This is a genomic window from Verrucomicrobiota bacterium (assembly GCA_019247695.1).
Taxonomy (GTDB): Bacteria; Verrucomicrobiota; Verrucomicrobiia; order Chthoniobacterales; family JAFAMB01; genus JAFBAP01.
In genome coordinates, this window is the sequence record JAFBAP010000115.1 from 1 (window position 1) to 18,687 (window position 18,687).

General features: G+C 60.0%; 16 protein-coding genes. 5 read left to right on the forward strand and 11 right to left on the reverse strand.

Annotation, left to right across the window (positions count from 1 at the left end; translation table 11 throughout):
* Positions 1-350: 350 nt before the first annotated feature.
* Entirely contained in the window at positions 351-1,136 is a 786-nt protein-coding gene (locus JO015_13410) for a hypothetical protein (protein ID MBW0000093.1), read from the forward strand.
* Between the two features lie 4 nt (positions 1,137-1,140).
* Positions 1,141-1,722, forward strand: a complete 582-nt coding sequence (locus tag JO015_13415; protein MBW0000094.1) for a hypothetical protein — start codon at positions 1,141-1,143, stop codon at positions 1,720-1,722.
* Between the two features lie 60 nt (positions 1,723-1,782).
* Here the strand turns inward: JO015_13415 and JO015_13420 are convergent, their stop codons facing one another.
* Both JO015_13420 and JO015_13425 read right to left on the reverse strand, forming a co-directional pair.
* Positions 1,783-2,916, reverse strand: coding sequence for an ABC transporter ATP-binding protein (locus JO015_13420; GenBank protein MBW0000095.1), 1,134 nt, complete (start codon positions 2,914-2,916; stop codon positions 1,783-1,785).
* Between the two features lie 122 nt (positions 2,917-3,038).
* On the reverse strand, positions 3,039-4,052 hold the full coding sequence (locus tag JO015_13425; GenBank protein ID MBW0000096.1) for an aldo/keto reductase: 1,014 nt from the start codon (positions 4,050-4,052) through the stop codon (positions 3,039-3,041).
* 101 nt (positions 4,053-4,153) lie between these two features.
* Here JO015_13425 and JO015_13430 point away from each other — a divergent pair, with 101 nt between their 5' ends.
* From JO015_13430 to JO015_13440, 3 genes are all read left to right on the forward strand, one after another.
* Complete coding sequence (locus JO015_13430; protein MBW0000097.1) at positions 4,154-4,810, forward strand: VCBS repeat-containing protein; 657 nt, start codon at positions 4,154-4,156, stop codon at positions 4,808-4,810.
* A 148-nt stretch (positions 4,811-4,958) separates the two neighbouring features.
* Positions 4,959-5,267, forward strand: coding sequence for a hypothetical protein (locus JO015_13435; protein ID MBW0000098.1), 309 nt, complete (start codon positions 4,959-4,961; stop codon positions 5,265-5,267).
* 61 nt (positions 5,268-5,328) lie between these two features.
* The gene (locus JO015_13440; GenBank protein ID MBW0000099.1) at positions 5,329-6,549 is read left to right on the forward strand and encodes a glycosyltransferase; all 1,221 of its coding nucleotides are present in this window, start codon (positions 5,329-5,331) and stop codon (positions 6,547-6,549) included.
* A 92-nt stretch (positions 6,550-6,641) separates the two neighbouring features.
* Here JO015_13440 and JO015_13445 read toward each other — a convergent pair whose 3' ends face one another.
* The 9 genes from JO015_13445 to pulA form a co-directional block, all read right to left on the reverse strand.
* Complete coding sequence (locus JO015_13445; protein MBW0000100.1) at positions 6,642-7,403, reverse strand: class II aldolase; 762 nt, start codon at positions 7,401-7,403, stop codon at positions 6,642-6,644.
* A 22-nt stretch (positions 7,404-7,425) separates the two neighbouring features.
* Positions 7,426-9,024: a fucose isomerase gene (locus tag JO015_13450; GenBank protein ID MBW0000101.1), complete on the reverse strand. Its 1,599-nt coding sequence runs from the start codon at positions 9,022-9,024 to the stop codon at positions 7,426-7,428.
* 9 nt (positions 9,025-9,033) lie between these two features.
* Positions 9,034-9,567 carry a DUF4112 domain-containing protein gene (locus tag JO015_13455; GenBank protein MBW0000102.1) on the reverse strand — a complete coding sequence of 178 codons (534 nt, stop codon included), beginning with the start codon at positions 9,565-9,567 and terminating at the stop codon, positions 9,034-9,036.
* A gap of 51 nt (positions 9,568-9,618) precedes the next feature.
* Entirely contained in the window at positions 9,619-11,223 is a 1,605-nt protein-coding gene (gene rho / locus JO015_13460) for a transcription termination factor Rho (GenBank protein ID MBW0000103.1), read from the reverse strand.
* Positions 11,224-11,254: 31 nt separating this feature from the next.
* Positions 11,255-12,016: a YebC/PmpR family DNA-binding transcriptional regulator gene (locus JO015_13465; GenBank protein ID MBW0000104.1), complete on the reverse strand. Its 762-nt coding sequence runs from the start codon at positions 12,014-12,016 to the stop codon at positions 11,255-11,257.
* Between the two features lie 280 nt (positions 12,017-12,296).
* The gene (gene typA / locus JO015_13470; GenBank protein ID MBW0000105.1) at positions 12,297-14,114 is read right to left on the reverse strand and encodes a translational GTPase TypA; all 1,818 of its coding nucleotides are present in this window, start codon (positions 14,112-14,114) and stop codon (positions 12,297-12,299) included.
* Between the two features lie 185 nt (positions 14,115-14,299).
* On the reverse strand, positions 14,300-15,190 hold the full coding sequence (locus JO015_13475) for a metallophosphoesterase (protein ID MBW0000106.1): 891 nt from the start codon (positions 15,188-15,190) through the stop codon (positions 14,300-14,302).
* Between the two features lie 127 nt (positions 15,191-15,317).
* Positions 15,318-15,914: an apolipoprotein A1/A4/E family protein gene (locus tag JO015_13480; protein ID MBW0000107.1), complete on the reverse strand. Its 597-nt coding sequence runs from the start codon at positions 15,912-15,914 to the stop codon at positions 15,318-15,320.
* A 65-nt stretch (positions 15,915-15,979) separates the two neighbouring features.
* Entirely contained in the window at positions 15,980-18,616 is a 2,637-nt protein-coding gene (pulA, locus tag JO015_13485) for a pullulanase-type alpha-1,6-glucosidase (protein ID MBW0000108.1), read from the reverse strand.
* Positions 18,617-18,687 lie beyond the last annotated feature (71 nt).

Below are 18,687 nucleotides of genomic sequence, written 5' to 3' on the forward strand. Positions count from 1 at the left end.
ACGCAGAAAAGAGAAAACCTCCACAGATTACACAGATTAAGGGGACGGCCCGCGGCGGATATAGCGTCTCTCTTACCCGGCACTCGACACCCGACACTCGGCACCCGATGTCATTTGTGGCATTCTTTGCCGCTCCGAACCCCGAACCCGACCTCCTAACTCTTTCCCCCTCTCCCCGCCGTGTTCGCCGTGGCTCGCCGTGTTCGCCGTGTGAACTCAGTCGTTGTGCCCGCCACACCCGCTGTGCCCGCCGTGTGACCGCGGGCGTGAAGAGCGGTTACTCATACATCGTCTATTTATGTTTTAATTTTTTCTTGCCCCGGGTTCGACGGATGCTATAACACTTTTTAATGTTGATACAGACTCGTATCGCCACCCGCGCCGGCGGCTCCCGGCGTTCCCATACCGGCGCGCAACTCGCGCCCTGCCCTTTTACCCAGCAGGCAGCCCTCGGCGCCTGCGTACTTGCCTTGCTGGTAACCGGATGCGACGAATCCGAGACCGATCTCTCCGGTAACGGATCTTTCGCAACGCCGCCCGGTCCGGGATTAAGCCCGGCCGGGACCTCAATGGCCGGTTCGGATCCGGCCGGTGCAAATACTACCGCCGGCGCCCGCGACCTGGGTGTGCTCGGCGGCGACGCCAATGCAAACCAGCAGGCCTTCCGCGCCCGATTCGGCCTGCACACGCCGACTGCCGATGAACTGGCCGGAATGACTGCCTATCAGGCGCGGCTCACGGTTTATTCTGATGCTGACCCGGATTGGCCGAGTTCGACCGTGGCGCTGCAAAGCTGGCGCGGCGGTGCTGATGAGAACGGCAATCCGCTCGGCGTCGATGGAACCACGGCGGCGGTAGATTTCCGCCGGGTACCGCCGCACTCATTGCTTTACATCCCGGCGACCGATCAATTCGTGGAGGCAATCGACACGGGCGCGACGAATCAGTGGGCACGCGACGACGCTGGCAAAAGTGATTATGGCGCGGACGGCCTGGGACGCATCGACATCCAAAGTTCGGCTCAGGGCCGGAGCTCCGGGCAAGTGGAACGGCAGTTCGAAACCTGGATCGGATCGAGTGATTACGGCCAGGTTTACATCGTGGCCCGGGGCGGCAGCTGGAAAAACTCACATTGACGCCATGAGCTGCCACGGTATCCGCAAGGTGAGGCGGGCGGCGGAGCTTCTGCCGACGTTCTTCAGCGTCATGCTGGTGATTGCTGCGGTTCGTGCGCAAACCCCGGCGATCCCGCGTCAGGACCGGTCGAGCCCGGACCAACGCTATGAATGGAGAGTCGACGTTCACGACCCCGTGCGTTATGAACTGGTTGAAGCCGGCAGTGGGCGCGTTCTCGCGACCGTCAGAGACTATTTCTCCGATCAAGGGCATGCGCTCGCGGTGAGACATGCCCGGGGCGCGGGCGTGTATTGGAACGACCGTTCCACCCTGGTGGCGTTGGACGAGTTCAATTTCCGGCGTGCCGGCCGCCTTTACCTTTTCTGGATACAGAATGGAAAAGCCAGGCCGATCCCGTTTGATGGGCTCATCACTTCGCCGGCCGGCGCGACGGAGGCGCGCTTTTGCGTGCAGCACGGGTGGGAATCTGCGACCCAACTTTCAATTCGATTGGCGGCGCAACTAAGTTCCGGTGAGGTGATCAGCAAGGGTTATCTGATTGACGTGGCCGATCCCATCCATCCGAAGGTACAGGCGCAGCCCTGATTCCGAGCCGCGTGGGCCGAATCCGGGCACAACCCGTCCCAACACAGATCCTGGACCGGTTCAGTTCCTGGAACTTTTCGATGGCACGGCTGCAACCGGCGCAGGCGTGATGGGAATGCTCTCGTGGTCCTCCCCGAAAAGGTAGAGGTGTTCTACTTCCAAGCCGGCCTGAGTGCGGTGGTTTCGATCGGGAGCCGAACCCGGTTTGGACTTGGCCACGAGCATCGCGTTCTCGCCGAGCTCAACATGGACGAACGTTTCGCTGCCCAGGTTTTCAATGATGTTGACGACCCCGGGCAGGGCAACCGTACTCGGGGCAGCGCTGAGATGAACGTGTTCCGGGCGCACGCCCAGCGTCACGGTCTTACCTTCAAGCGGACGGTCGACCTCGCAGGGCAGAGTGATCGCGCCGAAGGCGCTGGAACGGCAACGCAGTTGCGCAGGTTTTTGCGATTCCACCGTCAGCGGCAGCATGTTCATCTGGGGCGACCCGATAAAGCCGGCCACGAACTGGTTTCGCGGCTTTTCGTAGAGTTCCAGCGGCGAGCCGACCTGCTCGATGCGTCCTTCATTCAGGATGACGATGCGATCGGCCATGGTCATCGCTTCGACCTGATCGTGGGTGACGTAGACGGCCGTGTTACGCGTCTCGTAATGCAGGTTTAATAACTCGACGCGCATACGAACCCGCAGCTTGGCGTCCAGGTTCGATAGGGGCTCGTCGAAAAGAAACAGCTTCGGTTCTTTGACGATTGCCCGGCCGATGGCAACGCGCTGGCGTTGCCCCCCGGAGAGTTGTTTCGGCTTCCGTGCGAGCAACTGTTCCAGGTGCAGCAACCGCGCTGCGCGGTCGACCCGTTTTTTTACCTCGTCCCTGGAGAGCGGCTGCAGTTTCAGCCCGAAGGCGATGTTATCGAACACGTTCAGGTGCGGAAACAGCGCGTAATTCTGGAACACCATCGCGACGTTGCGCTTCGAAGGGTGGGCGAAGGTGATATCCTTCCCGTCAAGCTGGATACGGCCGCTGCTGATGCTCTCGAGCCCGGAAATGGAGCGAAGCAAGGTGGTCTTCCCGCAACCGCTCGGCCCGACAAAAACCACAAATTCCTCCTTCTCGATGGCCAGGTTGATGTTTTTCAGGGCATGGAAATCGTCGTAGTATTTCTCGATGTCAGTCAGTTCAAGGTAGGCCATAGCTTGCTGGGGGATTTTGCGGGCAGTACAGGCTTTTAAATCCCATTCTCGGGGTTCGCCCGGCACCTGCGCAATTGATTTTTGCTGATTACGCAAGTCGGGCGAACCATCCGGCGGCCCGGTTACCGGTCGGCTGAAGCGTTTGCGATGAAGTCGTACGGGTATACGAGGGGGTAGTCACTGGCGTCGTCCAACGCCTGCACTTGTTCCGGGGAGAGTTCCCAGCCGGCTGAGCCCAGATTGCCCTCAAGCTGGGCGAGGTTGCGTGCTCCGATGATCGGCGCGGTAACTCCGGGTTTGCGAAGCAGCCAGTTAATCGCAACCTGGGCGGGCGTTTTGCCCACCTGTTTCGAGACGGCATGAAGCGCGTCCAGGACGCGCCAGGTGTATTCGTTGTTGTAGGCACTCCACCGTTCACTCCAACCCTTTTGCTCCGCCGTCTCGATGCGGGAGCCGGGCGGGGGCGCGGACATGCCGCGGTGGAACTTGCCCGACAACCAGCCACCTCGGAGCGGGCTCCAGGGGATGACGCCAAGTCCCTCCTTGAGCGAAATCGGGATCAACTCCCATTCCGTTGTGCGGCACAGGAGGTTGTATTGGGGTTGCAAGCAGACGAACGGCTCCCAGTTGTGTTCCCGGGTCAGGTCAATGGCGCGCTGCAGCTGCCAACCGGTGAAGTTGCTGATGCCGAGGTACCTCACGGCCCCGCGCCGGACCAGTTGGTTCAAGGTTGAAATGGTTTCTTCCAAGGGCGTCTTCGGATCCCAGCAGTGCACCTGGTAAAGGTCGATGTAGTCCGCCTGCAGACGGCGCAGGCTTGCCTCCGCCGAAGCGAGGATATGTTTTCGGCTCAGGCCCGCCTCGTTCGGACGTTCACCCATGGGAAACCGGACCTTTGTGGCCACGATCAGGTCATCCCGGTTCTGCCGTTTCAACCAGCGGCCGACAATTTCCTCGGAGACGCCACGGCTGTAGACGTTGGCGGTATCGATGAAATTGCCCCCGGCTTCCACAAAGCGATCGAGCATCTGGTGACTCTCCGCCTCCGTCGCTTCGTTCTCGCGACCGAATGTCATTGCGCCAAGACAAAGCTCGCTGACCTGCAGGCCAGTCCCTCCGAGATATCGATATTTCATGTTCACAACAAAGCGAGGCGAACCGGTATTTCCAGGGGGGAAGGCCCGGCATGGACGTAATGGCGGGATCCGCTTAGGTTTCAACCTGTGCGTATCGAGCGATGAGGGCGGCCCGTTTTCGATGGCGTTGGGGATGGATCGTGTTGGCCGGGCTTGCCGGGATGCGGTTGGCCCTGGCCCTGGTTGCAACCGATGCGGAGCCGGCGGTGGTCGCGGACCCGGTGGCTGATTATCTGGCGATGAATGTGCCGGACCGGAAGGCGAACGCCGGGCAGTTACTGATCCTCAAAAAGGTTACCGTCGACGTTGATGGCGACGGCCGTCCGGAAGTGTTTGTCGGCACCTGGTACCGCCGGTCCGGGCCCAACACTTGGTTGTGGGCCGGCTATACCCCGGTTTCCGGTGGTTACCGAAGGATCACACCGGCAAACGCGGACGTGCTGATTGACTTCAGAGAAATCTACGTGGGCCCGATCCCGGAATTGCAGCGCGAGGGTATGGCCCAGGGTTACAGCCTGGAGTTGGACAATCAGGACCGGGATCAATCCAACCTGCTGAGCGACGTGACTTACTACTACATCCAGGACGGAAAACTGGTCGAGAAAGGAACCGGCCCGCTGGACCGGGATGATCCCGAACAGCGCAAAAAGTATGATTTCTTTTTCGGGCCGGACCGGCACGTTCGTGACGTGCCCCGGATCGAATCGTTTAGTGCAGGCGAACTCCTCCGGCGCGGTTACGCCTTGCCGCGACCCTGAACGTGCTGCCGGAACGCCTCTGAAATGCGAAAAAACTGCGAAAAACCCGGTACCCGCCCAAGGATGCGGCCGCAGACATCCGCTGAAAGATCCAGTTTCGTTACTAAAGAGACAAGCTATATTAGCGTAAGAAATCAGGGGTATCTTTATGAAATCACTTTTTCTCGCCCTGTTTTTATCCGTGATGGCTCTGAGCAGCGGCGCTCTTGCCCAGCAGATCCAGGAATTCCGGACCACCCCGCGGGTGGTGCCGCAACCTGAACCGCCGCGTGCTGCGATTGAGCAGAATTCAAACTCTGACATCGCACGGAAGTTTATCGCGGCGCCGAACAAGCTGCAGCTGCTTAACCCGCTGGCTCCGCGCCGGTATGGAAGCGGCGAACAAGTCGTTGCGGCTGACCGGCGCGATCGACAGGAGCGGGGCCGCTTCTGGCGGTTGATCTCGTTTCCGTTTTAGGGCGCCTTTGCAGGCGGGTTCGTGAGAGGCTGGGGCAGCGAGCCCCGGCCTTTTTGTTTTTGTGACGGATCAACCTCTATCTTCGACCAGCCTGGGCGGCGACCTTAAGGCCGGCCCAGCATCTCCCCTCACCCGGCGACCGGTCATCGCCGTGTTCTGCCCGACCTTTTTGCGTCCGGAAATGCTGCACGTGTACCGGCAGATTGCCTGCCTTGAACGCACGCAGCCCATCGTCTTCGCTTTCAAACGCGAGTGCGCCAGCCGGTTTCCGTACGAACGGTGCGAAATCCTTCCGCGTTCGGCGTTCCGCTGGTGGCGAAGGATCTGGCAAAAACAGGTTCTCAGGATTCCGCAAACGGCTTTCCCGGGCGAAGTGGCCGCCTTCCGGCGGCGACTCCGGAATCACGGCTGCAGAATGCTCCATATTTATTTCGGTAATAACGCGATCTTTTGGGAACCACTGATCCGGCGAATCGAGCTTCCGGTTGTAGTCTCATTCCACGGCGCCGATACCCAGGTCGATATGCGGTCCCCGGCGGCTCTTGGCCGGCTCCGGCGGGTGTTCGGCGGTGCACGGCTGGTTTTAGCCCGGTCTGAGTCCCTCGTCCAAGCGCTCATCGAACTGGGGTGTCCCCCTGAAAAGCTTCGACTCCAGCGAACCGGCATTCCTTTGGAGTTTTATCCGTTCCAAGCGCGGCCGGCACCGCCGGATGGGCGCTGGCACCTGTTGCAGGCTTGCAGGTTGATAGAAAAAAAGGGACTCGAGACCACGCTGCAAGCGTTCGCGAAGTTTCGGGACGCATGGCCGCAGGCGTTTCTGACGGTGGCCGGCGATGGCGAACTGCGGCCGGCGCTCGTCGAATTGGCGGCCCGCCTCGGGGTGACGAAGTCCGTCCGGTTCACCGGCTTTTTGGCGCCTGACGAACTGCGCCGGCTCTATTACGATGCGCATCTCTTCGTGCACCCAAGCGAGACGGCTCGAGACGGCAACCAGGAAGGCGTGCCAAACAGTTTACTGGAGGCTATGGCGACCGGTTTGCCCGCCGTTGCTACCCGTCACGGTGGCATCCCCGAGGCGATTGAACATCGGGTAAACGGTTTTCTGACGGATGAGCGGTCACCGGGGCAAGTGGCGGAGGGCCTTCTTGAGATTACTCGCGACGACGCGTTCCGTGCCGCCCTGGGGCAAGCCGCGGCCGAGGCCGTTCGCCGGAAATTTGATCTCAAGGTGCAGGCGGCGCGCCTGGAAGGGGCTTACCTGAGCCTGATCCAAGAGGGGTGAATGCCACAAATGAAGAAGTGGCGGGTGGCGGGTAAAGTTCGGCGTTCGGGGCGGCAGCGTACCGGGCGTGGAATTATTCCGCTTGTGCCATTTTAGATCCGCAGCATTTTTTGCCGGTGTTTTTCGTCGAGCCGCTGGTCGATGCGTTCGACTTCCTTGTCCGGCAGGTGGCGCAAACCACCGAGAAGCTGCGCGCCAAGGTATATCTGCGCAGCTTTGACGGCCATCAACATCGCTGACCGAACCGCTTCGACGCTGGGCCCGAAGGTGATGATGCCGTGATTTTCGAGCAGGATCACCCGCGGCCGCCGCTCGGAGCGCGATTGCAGGTCCTGCAAACGCGCCTGAATCTCCTGGGCGAGGACCAGTCCGGGATCCACGTAGGGCACCAGGAGTGAAGCTGGTCCGCAGCACACAATTTCGTCAGGTGTTTGCCGGCATTCCGCGAACGTTTGCGCATGTGAGGTGCAAAGGACCTGGTTGATAGGAATCGGGTGAGTATGCCCCACGAATCGTACGCCCGGCAGCGAGAGAAGGTAAGCGTGGAAGAATGTCTCAACGGACGGTTTCAAGGCCGACGGCCGGACCCGGCTTCCCAATAAGACCTGCTCAACTTCCTCGTCGGACAGCGCGGGTTTCGCGATCGCGTCCAGCAACGGCGCAAACCTGCACTCCGTCAGCTCCAGTTCGGTCAAAGTTCCAAGGGTGCTGCCGCTCGCTTTAACGAGGAAGGTATCCTGCCCGGCGCGACAGGAGACGTTGCCTTCGCCTAGGATGGTAAATTCCTTGTTGCCAAACTCGTGAGCCAATTCGAGCAGCCGAGCTACGTCGGATGCAGACGACGAATCACTCATGGTTTTCTCCGAATGCAGCAGCTTACATTGTCCCGCAAAATGCCACCTTCAAGCCAAGCTCAGCCATCGCCGCCGCCTTCGCAAACATGGCGTGCTGCGCCGATTTGCGGTCTGGTGCGTAAGCGACCTGAATGTGGTTAGATTTATGCCGCGCCATCATCTGGTCGCGGGTAATGCCTTGTAAGACTGCGTGCATGATCGGCCATTGCGGCGAAGTAAGCCGAAGACGTTCCTCGGTTTCGTGCTCCGGAAGTCTGACGACCTCGGCCAGACCGGTGTCGAACGCGAGTTGGCCGTTGATGATGTAAACCCGGCTCCAAACCACCCACCCCGGCTTACTAACACCCTGGCACGTACCTCCGCCGAGACGAAAGTACATCGGCGGTTGGCGGTAGCTGTGCGTGCCCTGATAACCGCCGGTAAAGTGGGCGGGCGGCGCCCCGCCGCTGATGAGGAAAACCCACACATAGGCGTCAAGGTGATCGTCCTGATAACGCCGGCCCCATCGCAGGTCGTGCAGGGTTGTTTCCGGCGGGTACCTGAGCTCGCGCCAGACGCGGTTAGTAATCAATGCATCCAGGCCGGCGCATTCGTCAACCTCGTTGAAATGGGGGAGAGCCTGCCCGGCAAAAAGTTCCTTACCATTCGATTCCGCGCAGGAAGGAGGACGTTCAACGTTGTTGAGCAAACCTTCGACCAGGTCGGAAGCGGGGGTGAGATCCGCCAACCCCTGCTGGTACTGGATCCCGATGGCCGAGCAGCCAAACCTTTCGGCGATCCGCAGCGCGGAAATGTACATCTTGCACTGCTGCAGGACCTGGTTTTCGGTTAGATCGGTTTCTTCATTCGGTCCGAAGTGAAACTTGACCCCGCGATTCAGCAACCATTCGTAGACCGCGCGCGCCTCGCCTTCGGAGACAGATTGCATGTTGGCGTACAGAGACGACTGGCTTAATCGCTCTTTGAACACGCCCAGGGGCTGCAACAGTTCCTCCGGGATGATGGCGTTGTACATCCCCATACAGCCCTCGTCGAAGATCCCCAGGATGGCAGGCGTATGTTTAAGCTGAACGGCAACCCGTTCGCCCAGCCGGCGCGCCGCACCGGGCACCTTCACATCCTTGTATTTGGTCACGTGCGAGGTGTCGTGCTTGATCGTGCCGTCCGCCAGCCACCGGCGCAGGTGTTTGACGAAGAATTTATCTTTAAAATCTTCGCTCCAGAGCGTGCTGTAATCGACGCCGGCCTTTGTGAGCGAGCCGTTCAGGTTGAGCAGACCAACCAAGCCAGGCCAGGTGCCGCTCCAATTGGCAAGCGTCAGAATCGGCCCCTCGTGCGCCGACAAACCGGGCAACAGGTGTTGGCTGTACTGCCAGACCGATTCCGCGACCACCAACGGCACCTGCCTCGGAATCGTCTGGAAAACCTGGATGCCCATTTTCTGGCTATCAATGAAGCCGTGTCGTTTCTGCGGGTCGAACGGATGGCCGCGCCTGACGGTCCACCCTTCTTTTTCGATTGCCTCGGTAAGCGTTTGCTCCATTGCCTCCTGCGTGGGCCAGCATTGCTGGTTTGCAGAAAGACGCAGATCACCGTTAGCCACTAAATAGACGAGGTTCATAGGGGGACGCTAAAATGGGCTTTGCAATGCACGGATCACGGCATAACCGATGAATGCGCCGAACAGGGTCGTTAGCAAAAACGTCACCCCGACAATTGCAAGCACGAAAAACCAGTCGGCACGGCTGGACTTCCCGGCCTGGCCGACATGGCGCTGCAGGATCCGGTAGTTTCGGATATTCGGTTTATACCAGAGTACAAAAAGATCGCCGATGAGCGGAATCATCCCGATCAGGCCGTTGATCGCAATATTCAGCCCCATTCGGACGAGGGCGATTTTCGGCAAACGGTGCTGCAAGCTGCGAAACAAAAGCGCGGCGGAGATCAGGGTGGTGACCTGATCCCCGAGGACCGGGATCAAGCCGATCACCGGTTCGAGGCCGAACCGGATGCGGGTACCGGGAATGCGAAAGATCGTGTCCAGAACGCGGCTAACCAGCCAGATGACCGGGTCAGTCGTCGTCTCGGGGGAGTTCCTGACACGCGAGCCGGTCTTTGGCAGGACCTCAAAGTCCAGGTAGTCAGGTTTTGATTCCTTCGGCACGGCGGCAAAGATGCCCTCCGGCCGGCACCACCGCCGGCCGGAAACGTAAGTCTACCCGGGGATTTCGCGCAGCATTTGGGCGTTAGTCGGAAACTTCCGCAGGAACGAGAGCAACCGCTCAATCGCTTCCGCCGGACGATGCCCGGCCAAGCCGCGCCGGATCATGTTAATCTTATCGAGCTGGTGAGCCGGCAGCAGCAGTTCTTCGCGGCGCGTACCCGACTTGAAGATGTCGATGGCCGGGTAAGTGCGCTGGTCACTGATCTGGCGATCGAGGACCATTTCCATGTTACCCGTGCCTTTGAATTCCTGGAAGATGAGTTCGTCCATCTTCGAACCCGTTTCGATCAGGGCGGTGGCCATGATCGTCAGGGAACCGGCCTCTTCGGTGTTGCGTGCAGCGGCAAACAGTTTGCGGGGAATCTCCATCGCCCGCGAATCCATACCGCCGCTCATGGTTCGGCCGCTGCCGGAGATGGCGTTGTTAAAGGCACGCCCGATTCGGGTCAGCGAATCCATCAGCACAAACACATCCTTGCCCGCTTCAACCAGACGCTTGGCACGCTCGATGGCAAGTTGCGCGATCCGCGTATGGCTTTTGAGGTCGCTGTCATTCGAGCTGGCCATGATGTCGGCTTTAGGCACGGTTCGCCGGATCTCCGTTACTTCCTCCGGACGTTCGTCCACCAGCAGAATAATCAGGTTCATCTCCGGATGGTTTTTGCAAACCGCATCCGCGATGTGCTGCAGCAACGTCGTCTTGCCGGTACGAGGCGGCGCCACGATCAGGCCGCGCTGGCCCTTGCCGATCGGCGTCATCAAATCCATCACCCGTGTGGTGTATCGGTCCGGCACGGTCTCGAGCCGGATACGTTCAATGGGGTTAATGGAGGTTAGTTCCTCGAAAACAGGGAGATTACGATATTTGTCCGGGTCCTCGTTGTTGATGGACACCAGTTTGAAGAGCTGCGGTCCCCGGCTGCCGCGCCGGATCTCACCTTTAATCCACAAACCGTCACGCAGCGCGTGCTTGCGCACCACCTCCGGCGTAACAAAGATGTCCTGCGGCGACTGCATGTAGTTGCGTTTCGGATCCCGCAAAAAGCCGAAGCCTTTACCGGACACTTCGATCAACCCTTCGCCGTAGACCGGTTCAGGCCGCGGCGCCTCCACCACAACGGCCGAGTCGTCTCGATCTTTAACCGGCGCTGGTTCAGCCGGCTCCGCCTCGGCAGCAGGCGCAGGAGAAGTCCTGGGGGAGCGTTCCGGCGACCAAACGCGTACTTCCCCGGTCCGGGCTGGTTCAGCGGGTTCAAAAAGCGGCGCCTCCGTGCGGCGCGATCCCCGGCTGCCGAGTTTACCATCACCCGGGCGGCCGGGCGCCTCCCGGCCTTCGGACGGCCGCTCAGGCGTTTCCCGGCCGGGCGCCTCCAGAGGCAGAGATTCGGTTTCATTCACGGCAACCGCCTGCCCATTCGCTTCGTTGGCAGCCACTTCGGCCACCGGAGCAGGTTTTTTGGTCCGTTTGACGCCGGTCTTTTTGGCTACCGGCTTTTTCGTCGTCTTCGCAGCGGTAACGGAGCGCGTACGTTTAGGCTTTTTAACCTTTTCCGTATCGTCGCTCAATAACGTTGGCTGTTCGTCAAATTCCGCCATAACGTTTTCTATAAAAGCTGTTATTTAACCTTTAACCGGAATGGTTAGATAATTTGGTCAGCAGCTCGTCCGAGATATCGAAGTTGCCGTAAACGTTTTGAACATCATCGTTATCATCCAGAGCGTCATATAGCCGCAGAACCTGAGTCGCTGTCGTCTCATTCGTGATCGCAATGGCGTTGTCGGGAACGAAGGTGAGTTTCTGGGTTTCGATATTGATACCCTGTTTACGAATGGCTTCGCCGACCTGATACAAACGATCATGCGGGGTCGTTACGACATACAGATCTTCGTCTGTGGTAAGGTCTTCGGCTCCCGCGTCCAACACGATTTCTAACAATTGGTCTTCTTGAACGGCGCTGCCCAGCACCGTTAGCTGGCCACGGCGCTTGAACATGTAGGACACCGCCCCGGATGCCGCCAAGTGCCCATGATTCTTGCTGAAGATGCTTCGGATATCCGCGGCGGTCCGGTTTTTGTTGTCGGTGGCCGCTTCGACGATCAGCGCAACCCCTTCGGGACCGTACCCCTCATAGACAAGCTCCTCGACGATTCCGCCGGAAATTTCTCCCGTTCCCTTCTTAATGGCCCGCTCGATCGTGTCGTTCGGCATGTTCTGAGCGCGCGCAGCCAAAACGGCCGAGCGCAACCGCGGATTAAGGTCGGGATCACCGCCCCCCATACGGGCGGATACAAGGATTTCCTTGGCCAGCTTACTGAAAAGCTTGCCGCGTTTGGCATCGAGCGTTCCCTTAAAACGCTTTACTTTTGACCATTTACTATGACCCGCCATAATTTCGGGCAAAGAGACGATAACTGAGTGGTTAAGGTTTAAAAAGCGACGCACTCGCGACCAAGGAGAAGACAGCCCGGAGAACCGCCGATTAGCGCATCACCCAACGATGGCGCAAAGAAACCTCATTTATGCGCGTTTGTCAACCCTCGCAAACGTTTTACGGGCAAAACGCCGGCTCTCAGGCCCGCCATAAAAATATAAAACGCGCGGCGTCTGAAGGCTCATCGACCTGATGCACCGCGCGTTCGGTAACGTAAACCGACCCGGCGGATCCGTATCAGGCAACCAAAACCTTCGACGAAGCCCGTTTCCGGGCCGTTGAACCCAGAATTTTCTTTCGTAACCGCAGGGTTTTAGGGGTCACTTCGACGTACTCGTCCGGGCCGATGTATTCCAGGGCGCGTTCCAAGCTCATCTTCAACGGGGGCGCCAGCTGCACCCCTTTACCTTCCCCCTGGCTGCGCATATTGGTCAGGTGCTTGGTTTTGCAGGGGTTAACGGTCAGGTCATCCGGCCGCGAGTTCTCGCCGACGATCATGCCTTCGTAAATATCCTCCTGCGGCCCGACGAACAAGCGCCCCCGTTCCTGCACGTTGTTCAAGGCGTAAGCCGTGGAGACACCACCCTCCATGGCAACCAGGACGCCGTTGTTGCGGCTGGAAACCTCCCCTTTATAAGGGCCGTACTCCTTGAACAAGTGGCTCATGGAACCAAGGCCACGGGTCAGATTCACCAGGTCCGCTTCAAAACCGATGAGGCCGCGGGTCGGAATCACGGCTTTTACCAGCACGCTCTTGGTCTGGTGATCCATATTGGCGATCTCAGCCCTGCGCCCAGCCAGTGACTGGAGGATGTCACCCAGGTTTTCGTTGGGCACATCGACATACAGTGTTTCGAACGGTTCCAGAAGTTCGCCGTCCTGATCCCGTTTAAAGATGACTTCGGGCCGGGAAACCAGTAGTTCGAACCCCTCGCGCCGCATCTGCTCGACCAGGATGGCAATCTGCATTTCGCCGCGGGCGCTGACCGTAAAGACTCCTGCGACCTCGGTTTCCTGAAATCCCAGCGACACATTGGTCCGGGTTTCGCGTACCAGTCGCTCTTTGAGGTGACGCGCCGTCAGGAACTTTCCTTCCCTCCCTGCCAGGGGTGAATCGTTCACGACGAAGTTCATCTGGATCGTGGGCGGGTCGATGTCGACGAACTCAAGCGCAGGCCGTTCTTCCAGGTCGGTAAGGGTTTCGCCGATCGAAATTTCTTCGAAGCCGGCCAAGCCGATGATGTCGCCGGCCCCGGCGCATTTGATCTCGATGCGCTCAAGGCCCTGGTGCCCAAAAAGGGCGGTCACATTGGCTCGCTCGCGCTGGCCGTCCTTTCGGATCAGCACCACGGAATCCCCCACGCAAACCCGGCCGCTCACGATTCGGCCAAGGGCGATGCGGCCGAGGTAATCGCTGTAATCCAGGTTGGACACGAGCAGCTGAAAATAAGTTTCCGGCACCTTGGGGGGAGGCGGGATGTGTTTCACGATCGCTTCAAACAACGGTTCCAGGTTATCGTTGCTCTCGTGGATTTCCCGCACGGCAAACCCTTCTTTGGCGCTGGCGTAGATCACCGGAAAATCGAGTTGCTCGTCGGTGGCGTTCAATTCCACGAACAAGTCGAAAACCATGTCCAACACCTTGTGCGGCCGGGCGTTCTCCCGATCGATCTTGTTGATCACGACGACCGGTTTGGCGTGATTCTGGAGGGCCTTGCGCAAAACAAATTTTGTCTGCGCCTGCGGCCCATCATGGGCATCGACCACCAGCAGGACGCCGTCGACCATCTTCATTATGCGCTCGACTTCGCCGCCGAAATCAGCGTGGCCCGGGGTATCAACGATGTTGACGTGATAATGCTTGTAGCGGAACGCGGCATTTTTGGCCTTGATCGTGATGCCCTTCTCGCGCTCCAGGTCCATGGAGTCCATGACCCGTTCTTCGACCTTCTGATTGGCGCGGAAGGTCCCCGATTGGCGCAGCAGTTGATCGACCAAGGTCGTCTTCCCGTGATCAACGTGAGCAATGATGGCGATGTTACGGATATGGTCCATAGGCCGGATTGCGGAACCGGGAAGATGGCCGTAGCGCGCGTGATCGTCAACTGAGTGGAGCGGAAAGGGCATAAGGCGGACCGGAAACCGGACGCCCAGCTTTCAACCGCAGGAAATCCGCCGGCCCCGGCAGATGAAGGTGCTCAATAATCTACTACTCAGGCCCGCCGGGGCAATGGCTGAGGTTATGACAGCCGGTCCGGTACCCGCCAGAACCTGGATTCTGCAACCTCGTACACGACGGCCTTGGGCGCACCGTAATCCGACCCGACGTTCACGCCGGGCACACCGTTGACATCCACCGGCCCGGCCGGCCGGTGGGTGTGGCCGCACACGATGCCGCACAGGCGGTGCAGGTGCCGTCGCAGCATCACGCCCATGCCGCGGTTACCCAGGTACGCCCGAAAAAATGCGCGCTCGGGCGGAGGCACCCCCACCGGCAAGGGGGGAATTCCGAGTAACTCCTGGAAGGGCGCCGTGTGCATGACGGCCAGCACGGGTTTCATCCCGGTCTGGATCAGGCGACGCTCAAAGCCCGTCACCTGCGCTGCCGCCACCTCATGCAGGCCGGTCTGGATGGCCGGCATGAGCTGGAAATCGCGCCAGCGCATGGCCGACACCTCGGGACAAGCGCCCCGCAGGTAATCCGCCTCTGAAATCTTCAGGTCGCCGTACGCGAGTCCGGGCACGGCGAAACCGAGGTCATAATGGCCGTAACCGCCGACCAGGTAAAGGTCAGGCAGTTCCAGGTTGCCGCTGTCAAGCAACACCACCTCCGCCTGCCGGGTGGCGGGCAACCAGTGCTCTTCGACCACCTGCTCAAGGCTCGCATAACGTGGCCGCGCCTCGTCATGCATCCAGAAATCATGGTTGCCCAGACAGATCGCCAACCATCCTTGCGAAAAGATGCGGCGTAACGCCAGGAGTGCCTCGGCCGCCTGAGGTGCACTGGCTACGTCCCCCGCAATCACCATGACCTCCGGACGAAGCCGGTCGACCCAGGACGCGAGAACGCTCAGCGTGTGTTCCCGGCTGGCCCGCAACAGGTGCAAGTCGGCCGTAAGCAGGATCTTCAAAAGGCAAGGGATGAGGGCCAGGTCCGCACAACGATGAATCAGATCCGGTGACACCGCCGGCTTGGCCGGGACCGGCTGCGTCAACCTGCCGCAAACGGGCCTCGCGCAACGAAGAAACCCGATCGGTCTACTTCCAGTAGTGCTGCAGGACGACGCTCGCGAGAAGCAGGACAAAGGTCCCGACCGTCCACATTTGCTGCGTGCGCATCTTGTCGATCAGATCAGCTCGCACGTCGGCAATCTGTTGCTGCAACTCGGCCCGCAAGTCCGCCGTTTGTTGCTGCAATTCGGCCCGCAAATCCCCCATTTGCTGCTGCAATTCGGCCCGCAAGTCCGCCATTTCTTGCTTCAATTCAGTTCGCAAGTCCGCCATTTGCTGCTGCAACTCGGCTCGCAAGTCCGCCATTTGCTGCTGCAATTCGGCCCGCAAGTCTGCCATTTCTTGCTTCAGTTCGGCCCGCAAGTCCGCCATTTGCTGCTTCAGCTCGGTTCGCAAATCCGCCATTTCTTGCTTCAATTCAGTTCGCAAGTCCGTCAGGGCCTTCTGCAGGTCGGATGCTCCCGCCGTCAGGCGCGCGTCAAGGTAGTCGCGGGTCACCGGACGCAGCTCGGCTTCGGCCAACTCGGTGGCGCGCACGATGGCGTCGGCCAACTTATGGCCATCGCCCTTACTCAAGGCCTCAACGACTAGGGCGTGCAGTTCATTAACGCCGGCGGTCTTCATGGCGGCTGGTTCAATTAAGATGACAGGAATGTGCGGGACTGCCAAGTGCGCTCTCGAAACTCAAGCTACCCCGGCTCAATGAAAACCGCCGTGGTCCGTGCCGGGATCGTGAACGTGCCCGAACGGGCGTCGAACCCCGATTCCCTGACGACCTGGTCCGCTGCGGAAGCGCGTTGGATCGGGTGAAGTTCGAGTGAAAGCCCCGTGTACTCGGGCATAACCACCACCTTCGGCACCTTATCGGCATTAAAAAACACCACCACGCTGCGCAGATCCGGGTCCAGGTCTGCACCTGTGCGGTCGCTGATCGTCATCACAATCAGTCCGGGCTGCTGGCCGGGCCCGGTATTGCCGAAGGCCACCCGCGCCTTGATTTCATCGCCGGTCGGGAGCCGGAACAGCGGGGTCGATCTCCGGATCCGGAGCAACTCGAGAAAGAATTGGTGCGCGGAGACGATGTCAGCGTAGGCCGGTTTGAGCTCCGGATTCCGGAGGAGCGGGGCTTGCAGGGGCCATTCTGCGCCGTTCTCTTCTTCCGGGGGCAGGCCGACGCCGTAATTGTTTGTCCGGTAAGAAAAATCCAGACGGTTAAACCAGTCGCCCGAATTATAGCTGTTGCGGTCGAACGATTTCGACCGCAACAGCTCGTCGCCGGCATGAAAAAACGGGATGCCCTGAGCCAGGGCGACGGTCGCTAACGCCAGGTTGTTCACCCGGACGCGATCAGCCATCGGCGTGCCGGCGGGTAACTTGTACTGATCGTTATCAAACAAGGTCTGGTTGTCATGCGCCGCGACGTAGTTGATGACGTCGCCGGGCTGAAGCGCGTACCCGGCAGGCCGGCCGCAATATTCAAGCTGCGCACCGGTCACCCGGTTTCCGTCCTTGTCGACCAGAACATAATCTTGCAAGGTGCCGGCCAGCGCCAGCCGGGCAAGGTCAGTCAGGTGCAGAAGAATTATCTGCTGACTCCGGTTCGGCGGCCGTTCCCCGTTGTTGTCGTACCAGAGGCCATTGACGAATCCCTGATTGAGCATTAATCGCTCTCCCCGGTCGAACGGCAGGCCGCCGCGGATCGCGTCGCGGCCGCGGTCGTTGAATGTGCCGATGCCCGTACCGGCCATGTTCGCCTGCGTTGCGTTCAGCCCGAGCGCGTTACGGGCGACCTCGCCGAAATCCCAACCTTCGCCGTAAAGGTAGATTGACGAATCGATTTTCTGCAATGCTTCCCGGATGCGCAGCAGATTTTGCCTGAAATGGAAGCCCATCAGGTCGAACCGGAACCCATCGATCCCGTACTGCCCGGCCCAGGTGCTGAGCGAATCGATCATGAGCTTCTCAAACATGCGATGCTCGGAAGCCGTAGCGGGGCCGCAGGTGTTGGTGTACGGGTCGCCGTCTCCGTCGAGCCGGTGATAATAGCCGGGCACGATGCGATCCAATACGGAGGCCGGATCTTGCCCTGCAGCCGCCGTATGGTTGTAAACCACATCCATCACCACGCGCAGCCCAGCGGCGTGCAAGGCCTGCACCATTTCGCGGAACTCGCGAATGCGCGTGAGCCCGTGGGGCGAAGTGGCGTAACTGCCTTCAGGCACGGTATAGTGGCAGGGGTCGTACCCCCAGTTATAGGCGTCCTGATCCTTGACGGCGGCAACGGCAGCTTGCGGCTGGGTCGAAGCCGGGTCCGGGCATGGCTCGATTTGAGGCCGCTTTTGTTCGGAAGCCGGCTCCGGTACCGAGCTGAAATCGAACGCCGGTAGGAGGTGGAGGTGGGTCAGACCCGCCGCCGCCAAGCTCGCCAGGTGGCGCATGCCGTTTGAGGACGGGTGATTGAACGCGGTGTACTTGCCCCGGTCCTGCTCCGGCACCGTCTCGTCAACGGCTGAAAAGTCGCGCACGTGCAGCTCGTAAAGCACAATGTCGTTGACCGACCGGAGCGGCGGTTTAGGGACGGCTCCCCAGGAAGCCGGCCTGCTCAACGGTGAGTTCAGATCAACCACGAGCGACTTCGTGGAATTGGCCGAAAGGCCCAGCGAATACGGATCGGTCACCCGGTTTGTGACCACCTTACCCTGTTCGCGTGCGAAAACCTCGACCTCATAGAGGTAGTATTTGTGATTGACCCAGGCGGGGTCATTCACCTCCAGGCTCCATAGCCCCCGGCTCCTTGGGGTCAGGCGATAGATCGCTTCCGGCTTCCCGGCCGCCGGCTCGTCGAAAATCAGGAGCCGAACCGACCGGGCAGTCGGCGCCCAGAGGCGAAAAACCACCCCGTTACGGTTCGGCTCGGCCCCCAGCGGTCCGGCGTAATAGAATTCATCGTCCAGAACGCCCGCGACCTGGAGGGACGTGGCGCCGAGCGGTTGTTCAACCTGCGCTTTGACCACGATCAATTGTCCTTTGAGCAGGGAGCAAAGGTCGCCCAAGGCCTCTTCCGGAAGTTTGAGCGCCGTTGCCCCCGCCAATTGCGGGAGCTTTTCGAGCACCGGCACGGGTATACCTTCAGGGGCGACCTGCAGGCCAACCGCTGAGCCACCCTCGACGCCGCCCGAGGCCACGTGGATTCCGCCGTTCGGGGCGTGATACAGGCGGTAATTCCTGCCGGCCTCCGCTCCCGGCCAGACGATCGTGTCACGGGACACCCAGTGAGCCTTTGCCTTTCGCAGGTCTCCGATGCGCTTCGTTTCTGCCGGATCCAATATACAACCTCCCGATGTTCTTAAGCCATCCGGACCTGGACCTAAAGGCTTGGTAGCCGAGGCGGCCTCTC